Below are 17,567 nucleotides of genomic sequence, written 5' to 3' on the forward strand. Positions count from 1 at the left end.
AAAGAAAAAGCTGTTTCTTCTAAAACCATTGTATTTAATAATCTTGTAAATAATAAAGCTGAATTTCTTTCAGATTGGGAGGTTCCTGCTTCTGAAAGTTGGCATAAGCGTTTTATTAGTTAATGAAATTCACTTTCGCTCCGAAAATCTTTGTCTTAGCCTGTTTTCTTATTGTTTGCTCTAATCTTTCTGCACAAAATGATCCTTTGCTAGCAGAAGATACGGTTGCACAAAAAGAATGGGTAGATAGTACCTATAATGCAATGAGCCTTAAAGAAAAAATAGGGCAATTGCTTATGATTAGTGTTTCTTCAGAAAGTGGGAACGCTTATATTGAAAAAGCAAAAAAGCAAATTTCAGAAGAATATATTGGAGGAGTAATTTTCTCTAAAGGAGGCCCGGTTAGACAGGCTAAATTAACCAATGAGTTCCAGAAACTTTCCAGAACTCCACTACTTATTGGTATGGATGCTGAATGGGGCCTGGCAATGCGTCTTGATTCTACCTTTGCGCTACCCTGGAATATGACGTTGGGTGCCATTCAGGATAATAATTTAATTGAAGAGGCCGGGGCGGCAATTTCCAGGCATTCCAAAAGACTTGGTGTACATATTAATTTTGCTCCAGTAGTAGATATTAATACCAATCCTAATAATCCCATTATTGGAAATAGAAGTTTTGGCGAGAATAAAATTAATGTAGCCGAAAAATCTCTTGCGTTTATGCGTGGTATGCACCGGGCAGGTACATTATCCAGTGCAAAGCATTTTCCGGGTCACGGTGATACAGATACCGATTCCCATAAAACCTTACCCACCATTCCTTTTTCTAAAGAAAGGTTGGATAGTTTAGAATTATATCCATATTACCCCTTAATTGCCCACGGACTTTCCAGCGTAATGGTTGCTCATTTAAATGTTCCTGCGCTTCAGGAAAATCCTAATACGCCATCTTCACTTTCAAAAGCGGTAATTACAGACCTTTTAAAAGAAAAAATGAATTTTGAAGGGCTTATTTTTACCGATGCCCTTAATATGAAAGGTCTCACCAACAACGCAGAGCCCGGTGATGCCGAGTTGAGAGCATTTTTAGCAGGAAATGATGTATTATTAATGCCTGAAAAAGTTGAAGTTGCTTCTGAAGTATTAATCAATGCTTATAAGAATAATATTATAAGTCCAGGTAGACTGGCACATTCAGTAAAAAAAATATTGAAGGCGAAATATAAAGTAGGCCTGCACCAGCAACAAAGCATCCAGGAGAATTTTATATTTGAAGAACTCAATTCTGTTCGCGATAAAGTTCTACTGGAAGAACTTTTTGAAAACGCACTTACCTTAATTAAAAATAACAGAGCCGTACTCCCGGTTAAAGATATTGCCAACACCAGGATTGCTTATGTGAATTTTGGAGATGATGACGGGAGTACCTTTTTAAACGAATTAAAACGATATGCCCATATAGATTGGGTTTCAGCAACGCATTTAAACGATTTACAAAAGAAATTAGAAGAATACGATCTCGTAATTTTAGGTTATCATAAATCTAATAGCAGCCCCTGGGGCTCATATAAATTTTCCTCGGGAGAATTACACTGGATCAATCAAATTGCCATAGAAAATAAAACCGTTCTAAGTCTTTTTTCGAGTCCGTATGCGTTAAGGGAACTTCGGGGAATCAGTGAATTGGAAGGTATTTTAGTTAATTACCAAAACCATCCCGTAGCCCAGGAAAAAGCTGCACAATTAATTTTTGGTGCTGTTGAAGCCAGGGGAAAACTCCCGGTAAGCATAGGAAATAATTTTCCCGAAGGTACCGGCTACCAAACCAGAAATATAGATAGGTTGGCATATGGGTTACCGGAAAGTGTGGGTCTAAATTCCTATAAATTAAACCGAATTGATAGCATTATTACTGAAGCTATTGACAAAGAAATGACCCCCGGCGCCCAAATTTTAATAGCGAGAAAAGGGAAAATAGTTTACAACAAGAATTTTGGCTATCATACCTACGATAAACAAATTCCCGTTTCAGATACATCGGTTTACGATTTGGCATCATTAACCAAAATTCTGGCAACTTTACCGCTTATTATGGAGCAGGAAGAAGAAGGGATTGTAAGTTTTGATTCAAAGTTGGGAGAAATGATGCCTGTTTTTCAAAATTCGAATAAAGCGAATATTAGGCTACAGGATATGCTTATGCATTATGCCCGGTTAAAATCCTGGATTCCTTTTCATATTAATACTATAGACAGAAAAACAAGGTTACCTTCTAAAGATTATTTTCAGAAAACGCCTTCAGCTGAATTTAATACTAAAGTTGCCAATGAGATGTATCTTAGAAATGACATGAAAGATACAATTATCAGTATTATTAGAGATAGCGACTTAGAACGAAGATTAGATTATAAATACAGTGATTTACCGTTCTACATTTTAAAATATTACCTGGAAGGCTATTATGGCCAAACTTTGCATAATCTTACCCAGGAGAAAATTTATAAACCTTTGGGAGCAACCCATACAGGTTATATACCAGCTTCAAGATTTCCCTTAGCACAAATTGTTCCTACCGAAATTGATAAACTTTGGCGTAGGCAACTTATTCACGGGGTGGTGCATGATCAGGGTGCAGCTTTGCAGGGAGGTATTGGAGGGCACGCCGGGCTTTTTAGCACCGCTACCGATGTGGCTAAAATAATGCATGTTTACCTTAATAATGGGGTCTACGGTGGTAAAAGGTATTTAAAAGAAGAAACCATTTCTAAATTTAATACCTGTTATTATTGCGAAAAAAATGTAAGACGTGGCGTTGGTTTCGACAAACCCCAACTGGGAAGCTCGGGTCCAACCTGTAACTGTTTATCTATGGAAAGTTTTGGCCATAGCGGTTTTACGGGCACCTTTGCCTGGGCAGACCCCGAAGAAGAAATTGTTTATGTATTTTTGTCTAATAGAACTTTCCCCGATTCTACCAATAGGAAGTTAATTAGGGAAGATGTAAGATCTAGAATACAGGAAGTTATCTACGAATCTATAGATTTTTAGAATATTGGGAGAACTTATTTGCAAAACTTCATTTAAAAACTAAGAATTCGGTCTTTGGCCGTGTTATTAAAATTCTCGCTAAGGTGAGTAAATCGAGCTTAATGAAAATAGCCATTGTATGTTATCCTACCTTTGGAGGTAGTGGAGTAGTAGCCACAGAGCTGGGGCTGGCCCTTGCAAAACGTGGTCACGAAATACATTTTGTAACCTACAGTCAACCTGTACGTTTAGATCAACTTTCAAGCAATGTACGTTTTCACGAAGTACACGTTCCGGAATATCCGCTATTTCACTATCAACCATACGAGCTTGCGCTTAGTAGTAAATTGGTAAATGTTGTAAAACAGTTTGATATTGAAATGTTGCATGTTCATTATGCAATTCCGCACGCTTATGCCGGTTATATGGCTAAAAAAATGCTTGCTGAAGAAGGAATTAACCTACCCATGGTAACTACACTTCACGGGACCGATATTACTTTGGTTGGCAATCATCCTTTTTACAAACCGGCGGTGACTTTTAGTATTAATAACAGCGATATAGTGACCTCGGTCTCTAAAAGTTTAAAAGAAGACACCCTAAAATTCTTCAAAATTAGGAATGAAATTGAAGTAATACCCAATTTTATAGATTGCAGCAAATACGATAATAAAGCCTTTACCGACTGCCAGCGCGAAATGATGGCCGAAAATAAAGAGAGAATTATTACGCATATTAGTAATTTCAGAAAAGTAAAGCGCATAGATGATGTGATTAAAATCTTTTATGAAATTCAGAAGAAAATAGATGCGAAATTAATGATGGTTGGAGAAGGCCCTGAAAAAGAAATGGCAGAAGACCTGGTAGATGAACTCAATATTGCAGATAAAGTAATGTTCCTGGGGCAAAGTCACGAAATAGATAAGATTCTCTGCTTCTCTGATTTATTCTTACTGCCTTCAGAAAAAGAGAGTTTTGGTCTTTCGGCATTGGAAGCGATGGTCAATGGAGTCGCCATAATTTCTACAAATACCGGCGGGCTTCCGGAAGTTAACCAACATGGAATTTCTGGGTATTTAAGTAATGTAGGTGATGTTCAGGAAATGGCAGCTAATGCTTTAAAAATCCTGGAAAACGATGAAACCCTGGAGAAATTTAAAAACAACGCCAGGAGTGTTGCTGAAAAATTTGACATTAAAAATGTAATGCCGCTTTATGAAGATATTTATAAAAGAGCTTTACAAATTACCGTATAAAAAAAGAGGCTGATTTTGAATCAGCCTCTTTTTCTTTAACCTTATCTGTTATTATCTAGAATTGGTATCTTACTCCAAGAGCTATATCAGGAGAAAATTCATTCAGTACATTATTATCGCTAAAGAATCCAAATTCTGGTCTAAAGTCTAAAGAAAGCAATAACGGGATATCAAAGTTATATTCAATACCTATATCACCTGCAAGGAATAAATAAGTACCGTCATCCTCATCACGAAATTCCCGGTTAGCATCCACACCTAAGATTCCAGCTCCCGCACCTGCGTACCAGTTAAATCCGCCTTCAATATTCCAAACCCATTGGTATAGTCCGGTAAGTTTAAATGCATCATAATCGCTATTATCACGCCATCCAAGGTCAAATTCTAAACGATTATTATTGGTTCCTACTGCTCTTTGATAAGAAACTTCAGCACCAACACCATCTCCACCACCAAATCTTAGTCCAATGGCATTGTCTGAAATAGTCTGAGCTTCAGCCTGGTTATAAAACGTAGCGCCGATTGTAAAAACGGCAAGTAAAACTAATTTCTTCATAGTTAGCATTTTTAGATTTGTTGGCAAATTTAAATGTTAAAACCGCTCCGAAAACTTCTGGTAAGCCAATCTATTGTTAATATTGTTTAAAAATCTGTTAAGCGCTTTAGGGGAAATTTTCTATTTTTAACCCATAATTATGAAAGAAAAACTTAACCAACTATCCCAGCAAATTGACGGCCAGTTATATGACGATAAGTTATGGCGATCAATCTTTGCTACAGATGCTTCCGTTTATCGCGAAATGCCTTTGGCAGTCTGTTATCCAAAAAGTGTAAACGACTTAAAGAAACTTATAAAATTTGCAAAAACAAATAAAACTTCTTTAATCCCAAGAACCGCAGGAACCTCGCTGGCCGGCCAGTGTGTAGGCGATGGGATTGTGGTAGACGTTTCTAAGCATTTTACAAAAATCATAAAAATAGATGAGGAAGCGAAGACCGTGACTTTACAGCCCGGTGTAATTCGTGACGACCTTAACCGGGTTTTAAATGAATTTGGTTTATTTTTTGGCCCCAATACTTCAACTTCCAATAGGTGTATGATTGGTGGAATGGTAGGAAATAATTCCAGCGGAACCACTTCTATTAAATACGGTACAACCCGGGAAAAACTGGTTTCTTTAAAAACCATTCTTAGCGATGGGAGTGAAGCCGAATTTAAAGATATTTCTGCAGAAGAATTTCAGCAAAAGCTAAAGCTGGAAAACCTGGAAGGTGAGATTTATCGAAATATCCATAAGCACTTATCTTCTGAAGAAAACAAAAAAGAGCTAATTGAGAAATATCCACCTAAACGTTTACACCGAAGAAATACCGGTTACGCTATAGATGAATTGCTCTATGCTGAAGTTTTTTCTGAAGATTCTACCGAGCCATTAAACCTGTGTAAATTACTTAGCGGAAGTGAAGGTACTTTGGCTTTTACTACAGAGATAACGCTGAAACTGGACGATTTACAACCTCCGGAAGCCGCTATGATCGCCGCTCATTTTGATAGTATAGAAAGCTGCATGCAAGCCGTGGTACCGGTGATGAAGCATTCACTGTATACCTGCGAAATGATGGATAAAACCATCCTGGATTGCACCAAACAAAACCTGAAATATAAAGAAAATCGCTTCTTTATTGAAGGAGATCCCAAAGCGATTTTAATGCTGGAAATTAGGGCAAATACCGCTGCCGAAGTCCAGGAACAGAGCAAACGTGTATTAGAAACTTTAAGAGAATCTAATTTAAGCTATGCTTTTCCGGTTTTAATGGGCGAACAAATAGAGCTGGCAATGGAGCTGAGAAAAGCCGGCCTCGGACTTTTAGGAAATATTATTGGTGATAAAAAAGCCGTAGCCTGTATAGAAGACACCGCGGTAGCGATTCCCTATTTAGCCGATTATATTGCTGAATTTGCCGAAATAATGAAAAATTACGGCCAGGATGCCGTGTATTATGCACACGCCGGTGCCGGGGAAATTCATTTACGCCCAATCCTGAATTTAAAGAAATCTGAAGACGTAAAACTCTTTAGAAGTATTACTACTGATGTCGCCAAACTCGTAAAAAAATACAATGGTTCTTTGAGCGGCGAGCACGGGGACGGTAGGGTAAGGGCTGAGTTCATTGAAATGATGATTGGTCCTAAAAATTATCAAATTCTAAGAGATCTTAAATTCACTTTTGATCCCGATAATATTTTTAATCCCGGTAAGATCACCGATACCGCTCCAATGGATACTTCCCTTCGTTATGAAGTAGACAGAAAAGAACCTGAGATTTCTACTTTAATGGATTTTTCAGAATCTGAAGGAATTCTAAAACTTGCCGAAAAATGTAACGGGAGTGGAGATTGTAGAAAATCGGCTGAAGCCGGTGGCACAATGTGCCCAAGTTATCGGGCCACAAAAGACGAAAAGGATACTACTCGCGCCCGGGCAAATACTTTACGGGAGTTTTTAACAAATTCAGATAAAAGTAATAGGTTTAACCACGAAGAAATAAAGGAGGCCTTTGATCTTTGTATTAGTTGTAAAGGCTGTAAAAGCGAATGCCCTTCCAGTGTTGATGTAGCTGCTTTAAAAGCCGAATTCCAGTATCAATATCAAAAGGAAAACGGGAAAAGCTTAAGAAGTAAGGCATTTGCGAACAATGGCAGAATGAACGGCCTGGCTTCTAAAACTCCTGGAATCGCCAATTTTTTCTTTAAAAATTCTTTCACTTCCAGCATTGCTAAAAAGATGATGGGCGTAGCACCCGAAAGGAGTTTACCAATTTTAGCAAAGCGAACCCTGGCTAACTATTATAAGAAAAATAAGAAGCGTTTTCAACTTGAAAATCCTATCAAAACAGTTTACTTTTTCAACGATGAATTCACTAATTTCCTCGATTCAGATATTGGAATTGATGCGCTGGAATTATTGTATCAACTCAATTATCGGGTAAAAATTGTAAAACATGAGGAAAGCGGTAGAAGTCATATATCTAAAGGTTTCCTTGAGGAAGCAAAGGTTTTTGCTAATAAAAACATAACTGTTTTTAAAGATTTAATTTCTGAAGAAACACCTTTAATTGGCCTGGAACCATCGGCTATTTTAACTTTTAGAGATGAATATTTACGTTTAGGCGATAATAAGAAGGAAGCTGAAAAACTGGCAAAAAACTCATTTATCATAGAAGAATTTCTAAAAAAGGAAATCGCACTTGGTAATATAAACCCGGAACAATTTACTTCAGAAGAAAAGAACATTAAGATTCATGGACATTGCCATCAAAAAGCACTTTCAAATACGGTGGTGACTTTTGATATCCTTAATCTTCCAAAGAACTTTAAAGTAAGTATTATTCCATCAGGTTGTTGCGGGATGGCGGGTTCTTTTGGTTACGAAAAAGAACATTACGAGGTGAGTATGAATATTGGCGAGCAAACTTTGTTCCCTGCAGTTAGAAAAGCAACTGAAGAAACGCTTATTTCAGCAAATGGTACAAGTTGTCGCCACCAGATTTTTGATGGAACAAAACGCAACGCACTGCATCCTGTGAGTATTTTAAGGGAAGCTTTGGTTTAATTAAGTGCTCGCCCTTGCGCGATTGTATTTATTTCGGTATTGAACCGGGGAAATCCCGGTTATTTTTTTGAAAGTGTTTCTAAAGGCTTTTTCATCAGAATAACCGACTTCAAACATTACTTCGCCCACATTTTCACGGGAAGTTTCCAGGCTACGCTTGGCGGCTTCAACTTTTACGCGTTGTGTGTACTGGCTTATGGTATTATGTGTTGCTTTTTTAAATCGGCGTTCCAGGCTGCGGCGGCTAAGAGCGAATTTATTAGCCAGATTATCTACAGTAATTTTTTCCGGAAAATGAGCTTCAATATATTCCTGAACTTTTTTTACGGTTTGATCTTCATGACTTTTTTGACCTTCAAATATTCTAAATGCCGATTGCTCCGCTTTATCCATATCTATCATAAAAGCTTTAGAAGTAAGAATAGCCATTTCACGACCCGCATATTTTTCAACTAAATACAAAAGTATATTTAAATAAGAATAAGCCCCACCACTGGTATAAATACCCGAATCTTCAGTCAAAATTTTATCGGCTACCAAATTGGCTTCAGGATAACGAGATTTAAAATTATCAGCGTGAATCCAATGGGTTGAGCACTGTTTCCCGTTTAAAAGTCCCGTTTCAGCCAGGAAAAAGGCTGCCACGCATAAACTGGCAATTTCGGTTCCATCTTCATAGCGTTTCTTTAACCAGGGTATAAAATCTTTATTTTTTTCCAAAGCAACTTCCGGTTCATCGTGAATGGCGGGAATAATTATAAGATCGGTTTTAGTGATCTCCTCAATCATTTTTTCGGGTTTAACTGAAAAAAGTCCGTTGGTTTGCTCGGTAGGATTAGAAACGCCTACGAGCTCCACTTCAAAGAGCGGTTTCTTAGCGCGCTGTTCTAAAAAGCCGTTCACCTGATTAAAAATTTGGTGTGAACCAACAATATTTACCAAACTGGTATGGCCCCTGGGAATTAGTATGGAAATATGCTTTTTCATCTGTCTTACTCTTGTTTCTAAAACGAATTTATTATTGATTTATTCTGAAAATCAAGGAACTAATTTAATAACTCTAAAACTTTTTTGACGCAAACTCCCCTAAAATTTGGCGTATTTCCCCCAGCTGTTTTTACTAAAAACCCTGTAATTTTATGATAACCAATAAATTAATGTGAAATGTTTAAGTATTCATCAGTATTTAGCGGCTTTTCGGTAAACGATATAGATAAAGCAGAAAGGTTTTATAGCAATATCCTGGAGTTTTCAGTGAAGAGTAATACTATGGGACATATTGAATTAGATATTCCTGATAATAATAACATTATAATCTATCCAAAACCAGATCACCAACCGGCTGTTTTTACCGTATTAAATATCCCGGTAGAAAATATTGATAAAGCTGTAAACCACCTGGTTAAAAAAGGAGTTCAGTTTGAACAATATGAAGGAGAAATCACCACCGATGAAAAAGGAGTATGTAGAAGCGATGGAAAAGGTCCAGATATAGCCTGGTTTAAAGACCCGGCTGGAAATAATATCTCGATTTTGCAGGAATGAATTAAAACATAACCTCACAGGTTTTATTAAGAACGAAATTATGACAGAAAAAGAAAAGTTTATCCGGGAGCTTAACGATGCATTTGCGAAAGGAGATATTCCATATATTCTAAATTGTATGACTGAAGATATTGTTTGGGAAATGATTGGAGGAAACACCAGCCGTGGCAAAGTAGAAATTGAAAAAGAAATGGCTGCCATGGAAGATATTAAAATGCTGGAAATGAAGGTTGATAAAATCATTACCCACGGAAAATCTGCCGCCTCAAATGGTACTTTTAGGTTAAAGAAAAACGGTAAAGAAAAGGGATATGGATTTTGTGACCTCTATGAATTCAACGGATTTAAAAATGCGAAAGTGAAGAAAATGACTTCGTATGTAATTCCGCTGAAGGAAGAATAGTTTTAAATAAATAGTCTCTGAACTGTTTTAAAATGACCTATAAATTCAAATGATTAGAAAAATGAAAACACAAAAAATTATACCCCACCTGTGGTTCGACAACGAAAAAAAATCGGTGGAGAAAGTGGTGGAGTTCTATAAAACAGTTTTTAAAAACGTTGAAATTAAAAATATTTCCCGCTATGGGAAAGCAGGTCAGGAAATTCATAAGCAAAAGCCAGGTAGTGTATTGACTGTGAATTTCTCTATTGAAAATTATGAATTCGTAGGCTTAAATGGCGGGGATTATTTTCAACTAAATCCTTCAGTCTCATTTTTCGTGCTTTGTAATGCAGAAAAAGAAATTGAAGATTTTTGGGCTAAATTGAAGAAAAATGGAAAAGTCTTAATACCCTTAGATAACTATGAATGGAGTCCAAAATATGGATGGGTTGAGGATAAGTTTGGAGTTAACTGGCAATTAATGCTGGAAGAATCTCAAAACACAAAAGAAAAAATTGTGCCCTCGTTCTTTTTTACCGGTAATAGCCACGGTAGGGCAGAAGAGGCGATAAATTTCTATACTTCGGTTTTTAAAAATTCCCAGATTGAAGGCATTTTAAAATATACCAAAGAAGATAAAAACGATTACGCTTTTGGCACGGTTAAACACGGCCAGTTTCAGCTGGAAGGACAAACTTTTATGGCAATGGCTAGCGGGGTAGAAAACGATTTTCCATTTAATGAAGCCATTTCATTTATCATTGATTGCCAAACCCAAAAAGAAATAGATTATTACTGGAACAAGCTTTCTACAATACCCGAAGCAGAGCAATGTGGGTGGCTAAAAGATAAGTTTGGAATTTCCTGGCAGGTGGTACCATCCACTTTACTTAATAAAATGCTGCAGGATCCTGATAATGAAAAAAGAGAACGCGCCATCGCTTCCTTTATGCAAATGAAGAAATTCGATATTCAGCAATTAAAGAAGGATTTTGAAGGCTAGTAAACTACCTCAAAGTATTTAAATCTACATTATCGAGTAAAAAACTTAAATCTAAAGCTTATGAATACAAAGCAAATATGGGCAAATTTAGCTGTAAAAGATTTAGAGCGAACAACAAGTTTTTATACCAATTTAGGTTTTAAATCCAATAATTCCTGTCCCTCAAAAGAGCTTATGAGTTTCATGGTGGGAGATAATAATTTTGTGATTCACTTTTTTATAGAAAGTAAGCTTAAAACCGCATCAAATGGTGAATTAGCTAATTTAAAGAAGGGTAATGAAGTTTTATTCACCCTGGCAGCTTCAAGTGTAGATGAAGTAAACCAGTGGGAATTAGAAGTTAAAAATGCAGGAGGCACCATTGTTTCCAAACCTCATGAATTTGGGGAAGGATATTACGGTTTTGTGTTTTCTGATCCAGACGGTCATAAGTTCAATGTATTTTACATGGATGGATTTTAATGATTTAAAAGCTTAAAAAGCTAATTCTATAATTCAACTGAACTCTTAGCTTAATAATAAAAAATAAAATTATGGAACGAAAAGAATTTACAAGCACAATTAATGCATCTAGAGAAAAGGTTTGGGAGGCATTATGGAGCGATGAAACCTACCCAAAGTGGACAGCGCCGTTTAGCGAAGGCTCCCGGGCAAAATCTGACTGGAAGGAAGGTAGTAAAGTATATTTCATAAATGCCGATGGAGAAGGTATGGTTGCACTAATCGATAAACGTAAAGATCCCGAAATTATGAATTTTAAGCATATTGGGATGGTTGATAAAAACGGCAAGGAAGATTATGAAAGTGAAAAAGTGAAATCCTGGGCCGGGCTGATGGAAAATTACCGGTTAAAAGATAAAAACGGAAAGACCAATCTCACCGTAACTATGGATTTAAAAGCTGAATACAAGGATTATTTTTTAAAAACCTGGCCTAAAGCATTGGAGAAATTAAAAGAAATAGCTGAAAACGATAGCCAGATGAAAAACCCGATAACAATTTCTGCTATAGTTAATGCTCCTGTTGAAAAGGTTTGGGAGGTATGGAACACACCGGAACATATTGAAAACTGAAATGCGGCTTCAGATGACTGGCATACAACTTCGGCTAAAAATAATTTAAAAAAAGGCGGCAAATTATCTTACCGTATGGAAGCTAAAGACGGTAGTACCGGTTTTGATTTTGAAGGTATTTATAGCGAAGTAAAACCTAACAAATCTCTTAGCTATAAACTTTCTGATGGGAGGAGAGTCAGTGTAATTTTTAATGAAAAAGATAACAATACTCTTATAAAAGAAAGCTTTGAAGCTGAAAACCAAAACAGTCGCCAAATGCAGCAAGAAGGCTGGCAGGCCATTTTGAATAATTTTAAAAAGTATGCGGAAAATTTAAAATGAAGTTACCAGGCTTAGAAATCTTCGTCACCCTGAACTTGTTTCAGGGTCTCATTTGAATCATTATAAAACAAAAACTATAATTAATTAAATTCAAAAACAATGACAACACTAAATCCTTATTTAAATTTTAACGGCAATACCGAAGAAGCTTTTAACTTCTATAAATCGGTGTTTAAAAGTGATTTCTCACAGTTGATGCGTTTTACAGATATGCCTCCGGGAGAAGAAGGTGCAGATAAAATTCCGAAGGAATATGAAAATCAAATTCTGCATGTTTCTCTACCAATTGGTGACAGCGTTTTAATGGGATCTGATTGTATTGAAGCCTTTGGGCAGAAAGCTGTTTTTGGAAGCAGTAATTATATTTCGGTAACTCCCGCAAGTGAAGAAGAAACCCGCCGACTTTTCATAGAACTTTCGGCTGGCGGAGATGTAGAAATGCCGCTGGAAGAAATGTTCTGGGGTGATCTTTTTGCGAGTTTTACAGATAAATTCGGAATCAAATGGAATCTGAATTATCCAATAGAAAAATAAAATTTATACCATCAAAAACAATCAATATAAAATTCAATTATGAAAAATTCAATTTTAGGCATCTTGTTCTTTATAGCAGGTTTGCCAATTACAGCACAGCAAAATACAAACAACAATGAGTTTCTTTTAAATTATTTTGAAGAAACCACAGAGAACCTGCAAGACGAAATCTCCGGACTTTCAGAAGAACAAATGCATTTTAAACCTTCTGAAAATGAATGGTCAATTAGTCAATGTATAGAACACATTATTTTAACTGAAAAAATGCTGTTTGAAATGGCTAAAAGCGAGCTAAAAAAACCCGAAAATCCGGAACGAAAAGGAGAAGTGAAATTTAAAGACGAAGATTTAATTGAAGGAATAAAAGACAGAAGTAAAAAAGCCCAGGCCACTGATGAATTAACGGGGGATGGACAGTACAACAATCCTGAAACAGCTATGGCAGCTTTTAATGAACAACGGCAAATAATCCTGGATTTTATAGAGAAAACGCCGGTAGAAACTTTCAGAAATCATATTAGTGATTCCCCTTTTGGCGCAGTAGATGCCTATCAATCTATGCTATTTATCGCCGGCCATACCGGTAGACATACGTTACAGATTGAAGAGGTAAAAGCTTCAGAAGATTTTCCGGAATAGAACCACCTAATTTGTTAACTATAAATTAACCTTAGGTTCTGTAACTTATTAAGTAGACTGCTACTAACTGGAAACTTAAAATAAGTTTGATAAAAAATCCTTAACCAAAAAATGAAAAAAAATGGTTAGAGTATTTAAAACCAATATTACAGATACAGCCCTGGCAGAAGAATTTGTAGATTCTATTCACTTAAATTTCAGCAATTATATAGCTAATTTTGATTTAGAAGATTGTGATAATATCCTGAGAATTGAATCTTTTAATAATGAAATTTGCCGGGAAGCTATTATTAATCTAATTGCTGAAAAAGGTTTTTATGCTGAAGAATTGCCAGACTAATCTTTATTTTATTACGGTTATAGCTGCAAGCAGGCCTTTTTCAGGTTGTTTTTGAAGTTGATGGTAATAAGTGATGTTCCACTTTTTATCTTCATACTCCAGTGCGCTCAGGTTTTCTACCCAATCTCCAGAATTTAAATATAAACAGGTTCCTTTTTTATTGGTTTTTCTTATCATTTTGGGCTGGTGAATATGGCCACAAATCACATATTTATAGCCCCTTTCTATAGCAAGATCTGAAACGGTTTTTTCAAATGCCGAGATAAATTTCCCGGCATTTTTTACACTGTTTTTTATCTTTTTAGAAAACGAATATTTGTTTCTTCCCATTTTAACCAGTATTTGGTTGAGTAGACGATTAATGAGGATCAACACATCGTAACCCCAACCGCCCAGTTTAGCGATCCACTTCGCTTTGTGAATTCCAACATCAAATACATCCCCGTGAAAGAACCAGGCTTTTTTGCCATCCAGCTCTAGCACTAATTTATTGGTAATTGTTAAATCACCTAGTTGGGTATCGCTAAATTTTCTAAGGAATTCATCGTGGTTTCCGGTAATATAAATTACTTCGGTTCCAGTAGTACTAAGATCAATGATCTTTTTAATAACTTCAAGATGAGATTTTGGGAAATAACTTTTTCTAAACTGCCAAATATCAATAATATCTCCATTCAACACCAGTTTTTTGGGCTGAATACTCTCCAAATATTCCAGAAGTTCTTTAGTGTGAGCGCCAAATGTGCCTAAATGAATATCTGAAATAACAACTATTTCCGGCTTTCTCTTACTTGTCAAATGCTTGAATTTCTTTTCATTACAAATAACAGAAATCAGCAGAATTAAAACCTTTAATCTGCCTTATTGAATATTTATCAAATCATTAAATTCATTTCCATTTGTTAACGGAATATTAAATCAACTTACATTTTCAAATATTGACTGAAAAAATTACATTTGTTCAAAATCAATAAAATGGCAGGAAATTCCTTCGGAAAACTTTTTAAACTAACCACTTTTGGAGAATCCCACGGGCAGGCCATTGGAGGAATTATAGACGGTTGCCCGGCCGGAATAAAGTTGGATCTTGAAAAAATTCAAACCGAACTCAACCGTAGAAAACCCGGTCAATCATCGATTGTTACTCAACGAAAGGAACCTGATACCGTAGAGTTTTATTCAGGAATTTTTGAAGGAGAAACTACGGGAACTCCTATTGGGTTTGTAATTAAAAATGCCAACCAGAAATCCAAAGATTATTCGCATATAAAAGACACGTATCGTCCCAGCCACGCCGATTATACGTACGATGAAAAATATGGTGTGCGCGATTATCGCGGCGGCGGTAGGTCTTCTGCCCGTGAAACTGCCTGCAGGGTAGTAGCCGGTGCGGTCGCAAAACAATTTCTAAAGGATATTCAGTTTAATGCCTATACAGCTTCAGTTGGAAAAATTGAACTGGATAAAAATATCAAAGAACTTGACTTTAGTTTAATTGAAACCAATGCAGTACGTTGTCCTGATCCAGCTTCCGCAGGAAAAATGGAAGATTACATAAAGCAAATTAGAAAAGAAGGGGATACCGTGGGTGGAACCGTGCAATGTGTAATTAGAAATATGCCAAAAGGCCTTGGAGAACCGGTTTTTGATAAACTTCACGCCGAATTGGGTAAAGCTATGCTTTCTATAAATGCCGTAAAAGGTTTTGAATACGGTAGTGGTTTTGAAGGAACTAAAATGAAAGGTAGCGAACATAACGACCTTTTTAATGAAGACGGCTCCACTAAAACCAATTTAAGCGGTGGTATACAGGGTGGTATTTCTAACGGAATGGATATTTATTTTAATGTAGCTTTTAAACCTGTAGCTACAATTATGCAAAAACAGGAAACCATAAATAAACAGGGCGAAAATGTTGAAATGCAGGGAAAAGGAAGACACGACCCTTGTGTAGTACCTCGTGCTGTCCCAATAGTTGAGGCAATGGCCGCCCTAGTGATCGCCGATTATTTACTTCAGAATAAAAGTTCAAAAATTTAATTGATTTAAATCCTGAAATTTACTTAGCATGAAAAAACTTGCACTGCACTGGCAGATTTTACTTGGAATGGCTGCCGGGGTTATTTTTGCCTTAATTCTTACAAATTTTAGCTGGGGATCAGAATTTATTGCAGATTGGATAAAACCTTTTGGGAACATTTTTATCAATGCCTTGAAACTTATTGCAGTGCCTCTTATTCTGGCATCTTTGGTAAAAGGAATTTCCGACCTTAAAGATATTTCGAAGCTTTCAAAAATGGGAGCGAGAACCATAGGGATCTACATTTTCACTACTATTGTAGCGGTAAGTATAGGGCTTGGAATGGTTAACCTTATAAAACCTGGGAACGCAATTACCGCAGAAACCCAGCAAGATCTTATTGCAAGTTATGAGGGAGACGCATCCGGGATTAAAGCCAATGCCGATAAACAAAGGGAATCTGGGCCTTTACAGGCTTTAGAGGATATAGTTCCCGAAAATATTTTTGCTGCTGCTGGCGATAATGCCAATATGCTTCAGGTAATTTTCTTCGCTATTTTCTTTGGAATTGGGCTTATTCTTATTCCTGAAAAAACAGCAAAACCGGTAAAAGATTTCTTTGACGGATTCAATGAAGTGATCCTAAAAATGATAGATTTAATTATGCTTACGGCGCCATATGGTGTATTTGCACTTCTTGCCGCCCTGGTGGTAGAATCTCCCAGCACCGATCTTTTTGCAGCACTTGCCATGTACGGAGTAACCGTTCTAATTGGCCTTGCCTTAATGATAGGGTTTTATATTCTTTTGGTTTGGGTTGTAACTAAAAACAAACCTTCTTTCTTTGTAAACGGAATTGCTCCGGCACAATTACTGGCATTTTCAACAAGTTCCAGCGCTGCTACTTTACCCGTTACTATGGAGAGGGTAGAGGAACATATGGGCGTGAGCCGGGAAGTTTCCAGTTTTGTATTGCCAATTGGAGCCACTATTAATATGGATGGGACCAGTCTATACCAGGCCGTAGCGGCAGTTTTTATTGCCCAGGCCTTTGGAATGGACCTTAGTATTGGTGCCCAACTGGGAATTATCGCTACTGCTACTTTAGCCTCTATTGGTTCTGCTGCTGTGCCCGGTGCGGGAATGGTGATGCTCGTTATTGTACTGGCCCAGGCCGGTATTCCAGAAGCCGGTTTAGCTCTTATTTTTGCGGTAGACAGACCTTTAGATATGTGTAGAACTATGGTAAACGTTACCGGTGATGCCGCAGTTTCACTAATGGTTGCAAAATCTGTAGACAAGATGGGACCACCCAATGTAAAAGAATGGGATGATGATTACCACCCTGACAGTGATGTTGAAGAAACTGAACTGGAGAAAAAAGAGAAAGCTTAGTCCAGGAATTTAGATTTTAATTCTGGTGTAGAGATCATACAACTTTCTTTTTTACCGTACCACTTATAACGTTTGTTAGCTATAAAATTATAAATGCCATCCCGCAGACTTTCGGGAATAAATAGGAAGTTTTTCAGCAAAGAATAACCGCCGGAAAGTTCTCTGGAAATTTCCAGTGCAGCGGTAGATTTTCGGTAATAAGCAACTCCTGGATCTATTAAAACAATAGAATCCAATTCTTCAGGATCCATACCGCGTTCTTCAACCAGTTTTCGGCCAATTTCGCTTTGTAAAGAGGCAAATCGAAATACATCTTTTTTATCGTGTTCAATTATAAAAGTAACAGCGCTATTACAGAGGTTGCAAACGCCATCAAAAAGAACGATTTTTTTATCTTTTGGAAGTTTCAT

17 protein-coding genes and 2 pseudogenes are annotated in these 17,567 nt (G+C 36.8%); 15 read left to right on the plus strand and 4 right to left on the minus strand.

The genetic code is table 11. The features are described from left to right. The 3 genes and pseudogenes from AACZ30_RS03115 to bshA all read left to right on the plus strand — a co-directional run. Positions 1 to 123, plus strand: a pseudogene (locus AACZ30_RS03115) (ABC transporter ATPase); the annotation flags it as partial. Between the two features lie 83 nt (positions 124 to 206). Further along, positions 207 to 3,050 carry a glycoside hydrolase family 3 N-terminal domain-containing protein gene (locus AACZ30_RS03120; RefSeq protein ID WP_339647752.1) on the plus strand — a complete coding sequence of 948 codons (2,844 nt, stop codon included), beginning with the start codon at positions 207 to 209 and terminating at the stop codon, positions 3,048 to 3,050. Between the two features lie 101 nt (positions 3,051 to 3,151). Then, positions 3,152 to 4,285: an N-acetyl-alpha-D-glucosaminyl L-malate synthase BshA gene (gene bshA / locus AACZ30_RS03125; RefSeq protein WP_208225513.1), complete on the plus strand. Its 1,134-nt coding sequence runs from the start codon at positions 3,152 to 3,154 to the stop codon at positions 4,283 to 4,285. Positions 4,286 to 4,340: 55 nt separating this feature from the next. Here the strand turns inward: bshA and AACZ30_RS03130 are convergent, their stop codons facing one another. Continuing rightward, entirely contained in the window at positions 4,341 to 4,841 is a 501-nt protein-coding gene (locus AACZ30_RS03130) for a hypothetical protein (protein WP_075326873.1), read from the minus strand. A 139-nt stretch (positions 4,842 to 4,980) separates the two neighbouring features. Between AACZ30_RS03130 and AACZ30_RS03135 the strand changes: the two genes are divergently transcribed. Further along, the gene (locus AACZ30_RS03135; protein ID WP_339647753.1) at positions 4,981 to 7,899 is read left to right on the plus strand and encodes an FAD-linked oxidase C-terminal domain-containing protein; all 2,919 of its coding nucleotides are present in this window, start codon (positions 4,981 to 4,983) and stop codon (positions 7,897 to 7,899) included. Here AACZ30_RS03135 and AACZ30_RS03140 read toward each other — a convergent pair whose 3' ends face one another. Further along, positions 7,900 to 8,886 carry a helix-turn-helix domain-containing protein gene (locus AACZ30_RS03140; protein ID WP_339647754.1) on the minus strand — a complete coding sequence of 329 codons (987 nt, stop codon included), beginning with the start codon at positions 8,884 to 8,886 and terminating at the stop codon, positions 7,900 to 7,902. A gap of 177 nt (positions 8,887 to 9,063) precedes the next feature. On the opposite strand from AACZ30_RS03140, the gene AACZ30_RS03145 reads away from it, so the two are divergent. The 9 genes and pseudogenes from AACZ30_RS03145 (at position 9,064) to AACZ30_RS03185 (ending at position 13,742) form a co-directional block, all read left to right on the plus strand. Beyond that, positions 9,064 to 9,444 carry a VOC family protein gene (locus tag AACZ30_RS03145; RefSeq protein WP_339647755.1) on the plus strand — a complete coding sequence of 127 codons (381 nt, stop codon included), beginning with the start codon at positions 9,064 to 9,066 and terminating at the stop codon, positions 9,442 to 9,444. Between the two features lie 40 nt (positions 9,445 to 9,484). Then, complete coding sequence (locus AACZ30_RS03150) at positions 9,485 to 9,847, plus strand: nuclear transport factor 2 family protein (RefSeq protein WP_339647756.1); 363 nt, start codon at positions 9,485 to 9,487, stop codon at positions 9,845 to 9,847. Positions 9,848 to 9,908: 61 nt separating this feature from the next. Next, on the plus strand, positions 9,909 to 10,832 hold the full coding sequence (locus tag AACZ30_RS03155; protein WP_339647757.1) for a VOC family protein: 924 nt from the start codon (positions 9,909 to 9,911) through the stop codon (positions 10,830 to 10,832). 60 nt (positions 10,833 to 10,892) lie between these two features. Next, entirely contained in the window at positions 10,893 to 11,294 is a 402-nt protein-coding gene (locus AACZ30_RS03160) for a VOC family protein (protein WP_208225503.1), read from the plus strand. Positions 11,295 to 11,365: 71 nt separating this feature from the next. Continuing rightward, the gene (locus tag AACZ30_RS03165) at positions 11,366 to 11,905 is read left to right on the plus strand and encodes an SRPBCC family protein (protein WP_339647758.1); all 540 of its coding nucleotides are present in this window, start codon (positions 11,366 to 11,368) and stop codon (positions 11,903 to 11,905) included. Positions 11,906 to 11,932: 27 nt separating this feature from the next. Next, positions 11,933 to 12,229, plus strand: a pseudogene (locus tag AACZ30_RS03170) (SRPBCC domain-containing protein); the annotation flags it as partial. A 99-nt stretch (positions 12,230 to 12,328) separates the two neighbouring features. Next, on the plus strand, positions 12,329 to 12,763 hold the full coding sequence (locus tag AACZ30_RS03175; RefSeq protein ID WP_339647759.1) for a VOC family protein: 435 nt from the start codon (positions 12,329 to 12,331) through the stop codon (positions 12,761 to 12,763). A 39-nt stretch (positions 12,764 to 12,802) separates the two neighbouring features. After that, the gene (locus tag AACZ30_RS03180; RefSeq protein WP_339647760.1) at positions 12,803 to 13,402 is read left to right on the plus strand and encodes a DinB family protein; all 600 of its coding nucleotides are present in this window, start codon (positions 12,803 to 12,805) and stop codon (positions 13,400 to 13,402) included. A 121-nt stretch (positions 13,403 to 13,523) separates the two neighbouring features. Further along, a complete protein-coding gene (locus AACZ30_RS03185; RefSeq protein WP_075326865.1) occupies positions 13,524 to 13,742 on the plus strand; it encodes a hypothetical protein in 219 nt (72 codons plus the stop codon). Positions 13,743 to 13,745: 3 nt separating this feature from the next. Here AACZ30_RS03185 and AACZ30_RS03190 read toward each other — a convergent pair whose 3' ends face one another. Further along, complete coding sequence (locus AACZ30_RS03190) at positions 13,746 to 14,540, minus strand: UDP-2,3-diacylglucosamine diphosphatase (protein ID WP_208225495.1); 795 nt, start codon at positions 14,538 to 14,540, stop codon at positions 13,746 to 13,748. A gap of 177 nt (positions 14,541 to 14,717) precedes the next feature. Here AACZ30_RS03190 and aroC point away from each other — a divergent pair, with 177 nt between their 5' ends. Beyond that, positions 14,718 to 15,782, plus strand: coding sequence for a chorismate synthase (gene aroC / locus AACZ30_RS03195; RefSeq protein WP_208225493.1), 1,065 nt, complete (start codon positions 14,718 to 14,720; stop codon positions 15,780 to 15,782). A 28-nt stretch (positions 15,783 to 15,810) separates the two neighbouring features. Then, positions 15,811 to 17,157, plus strand: a complete 1,347-nt coding sequence (locus AACZ30_RS03200) for a dicarboxylate/amino acid:cation symporter (RefSeq protein WP_339647761.1) — start codon at positions 15,811 to 15,813, stop codon at positions 17,155 to 17,157. Here the strand turns inward: AACZ30_RS03200 and AACZ30_RS03205 are convergent. Then, on the minus strand, positions 17,154 to 17,567 hold the full coding sequence (locus AACZ30_RS03205) for a thiol-disulfide oxidoreductase DCC family protein (RefSeq protein ID WP_339647762.1): 414 nt from the start codon (positions 17,565 to 17,567) through the stop codon (positions 17,154 to 17,156). The two genes, AACZ30_RS03200 and AACZ30_RS03205, sit on opposite strands and share 4 nt — an antisense overlap.

Source organism: uncultured Salegentibacter sp., assembly GCF_963972535.1.
Taxonomy (GTDB): Bacteria; Bacteroidota; Bacteroidia; order Flavobacteriales; family Flavobacteriaceae; genus Salegentibacter.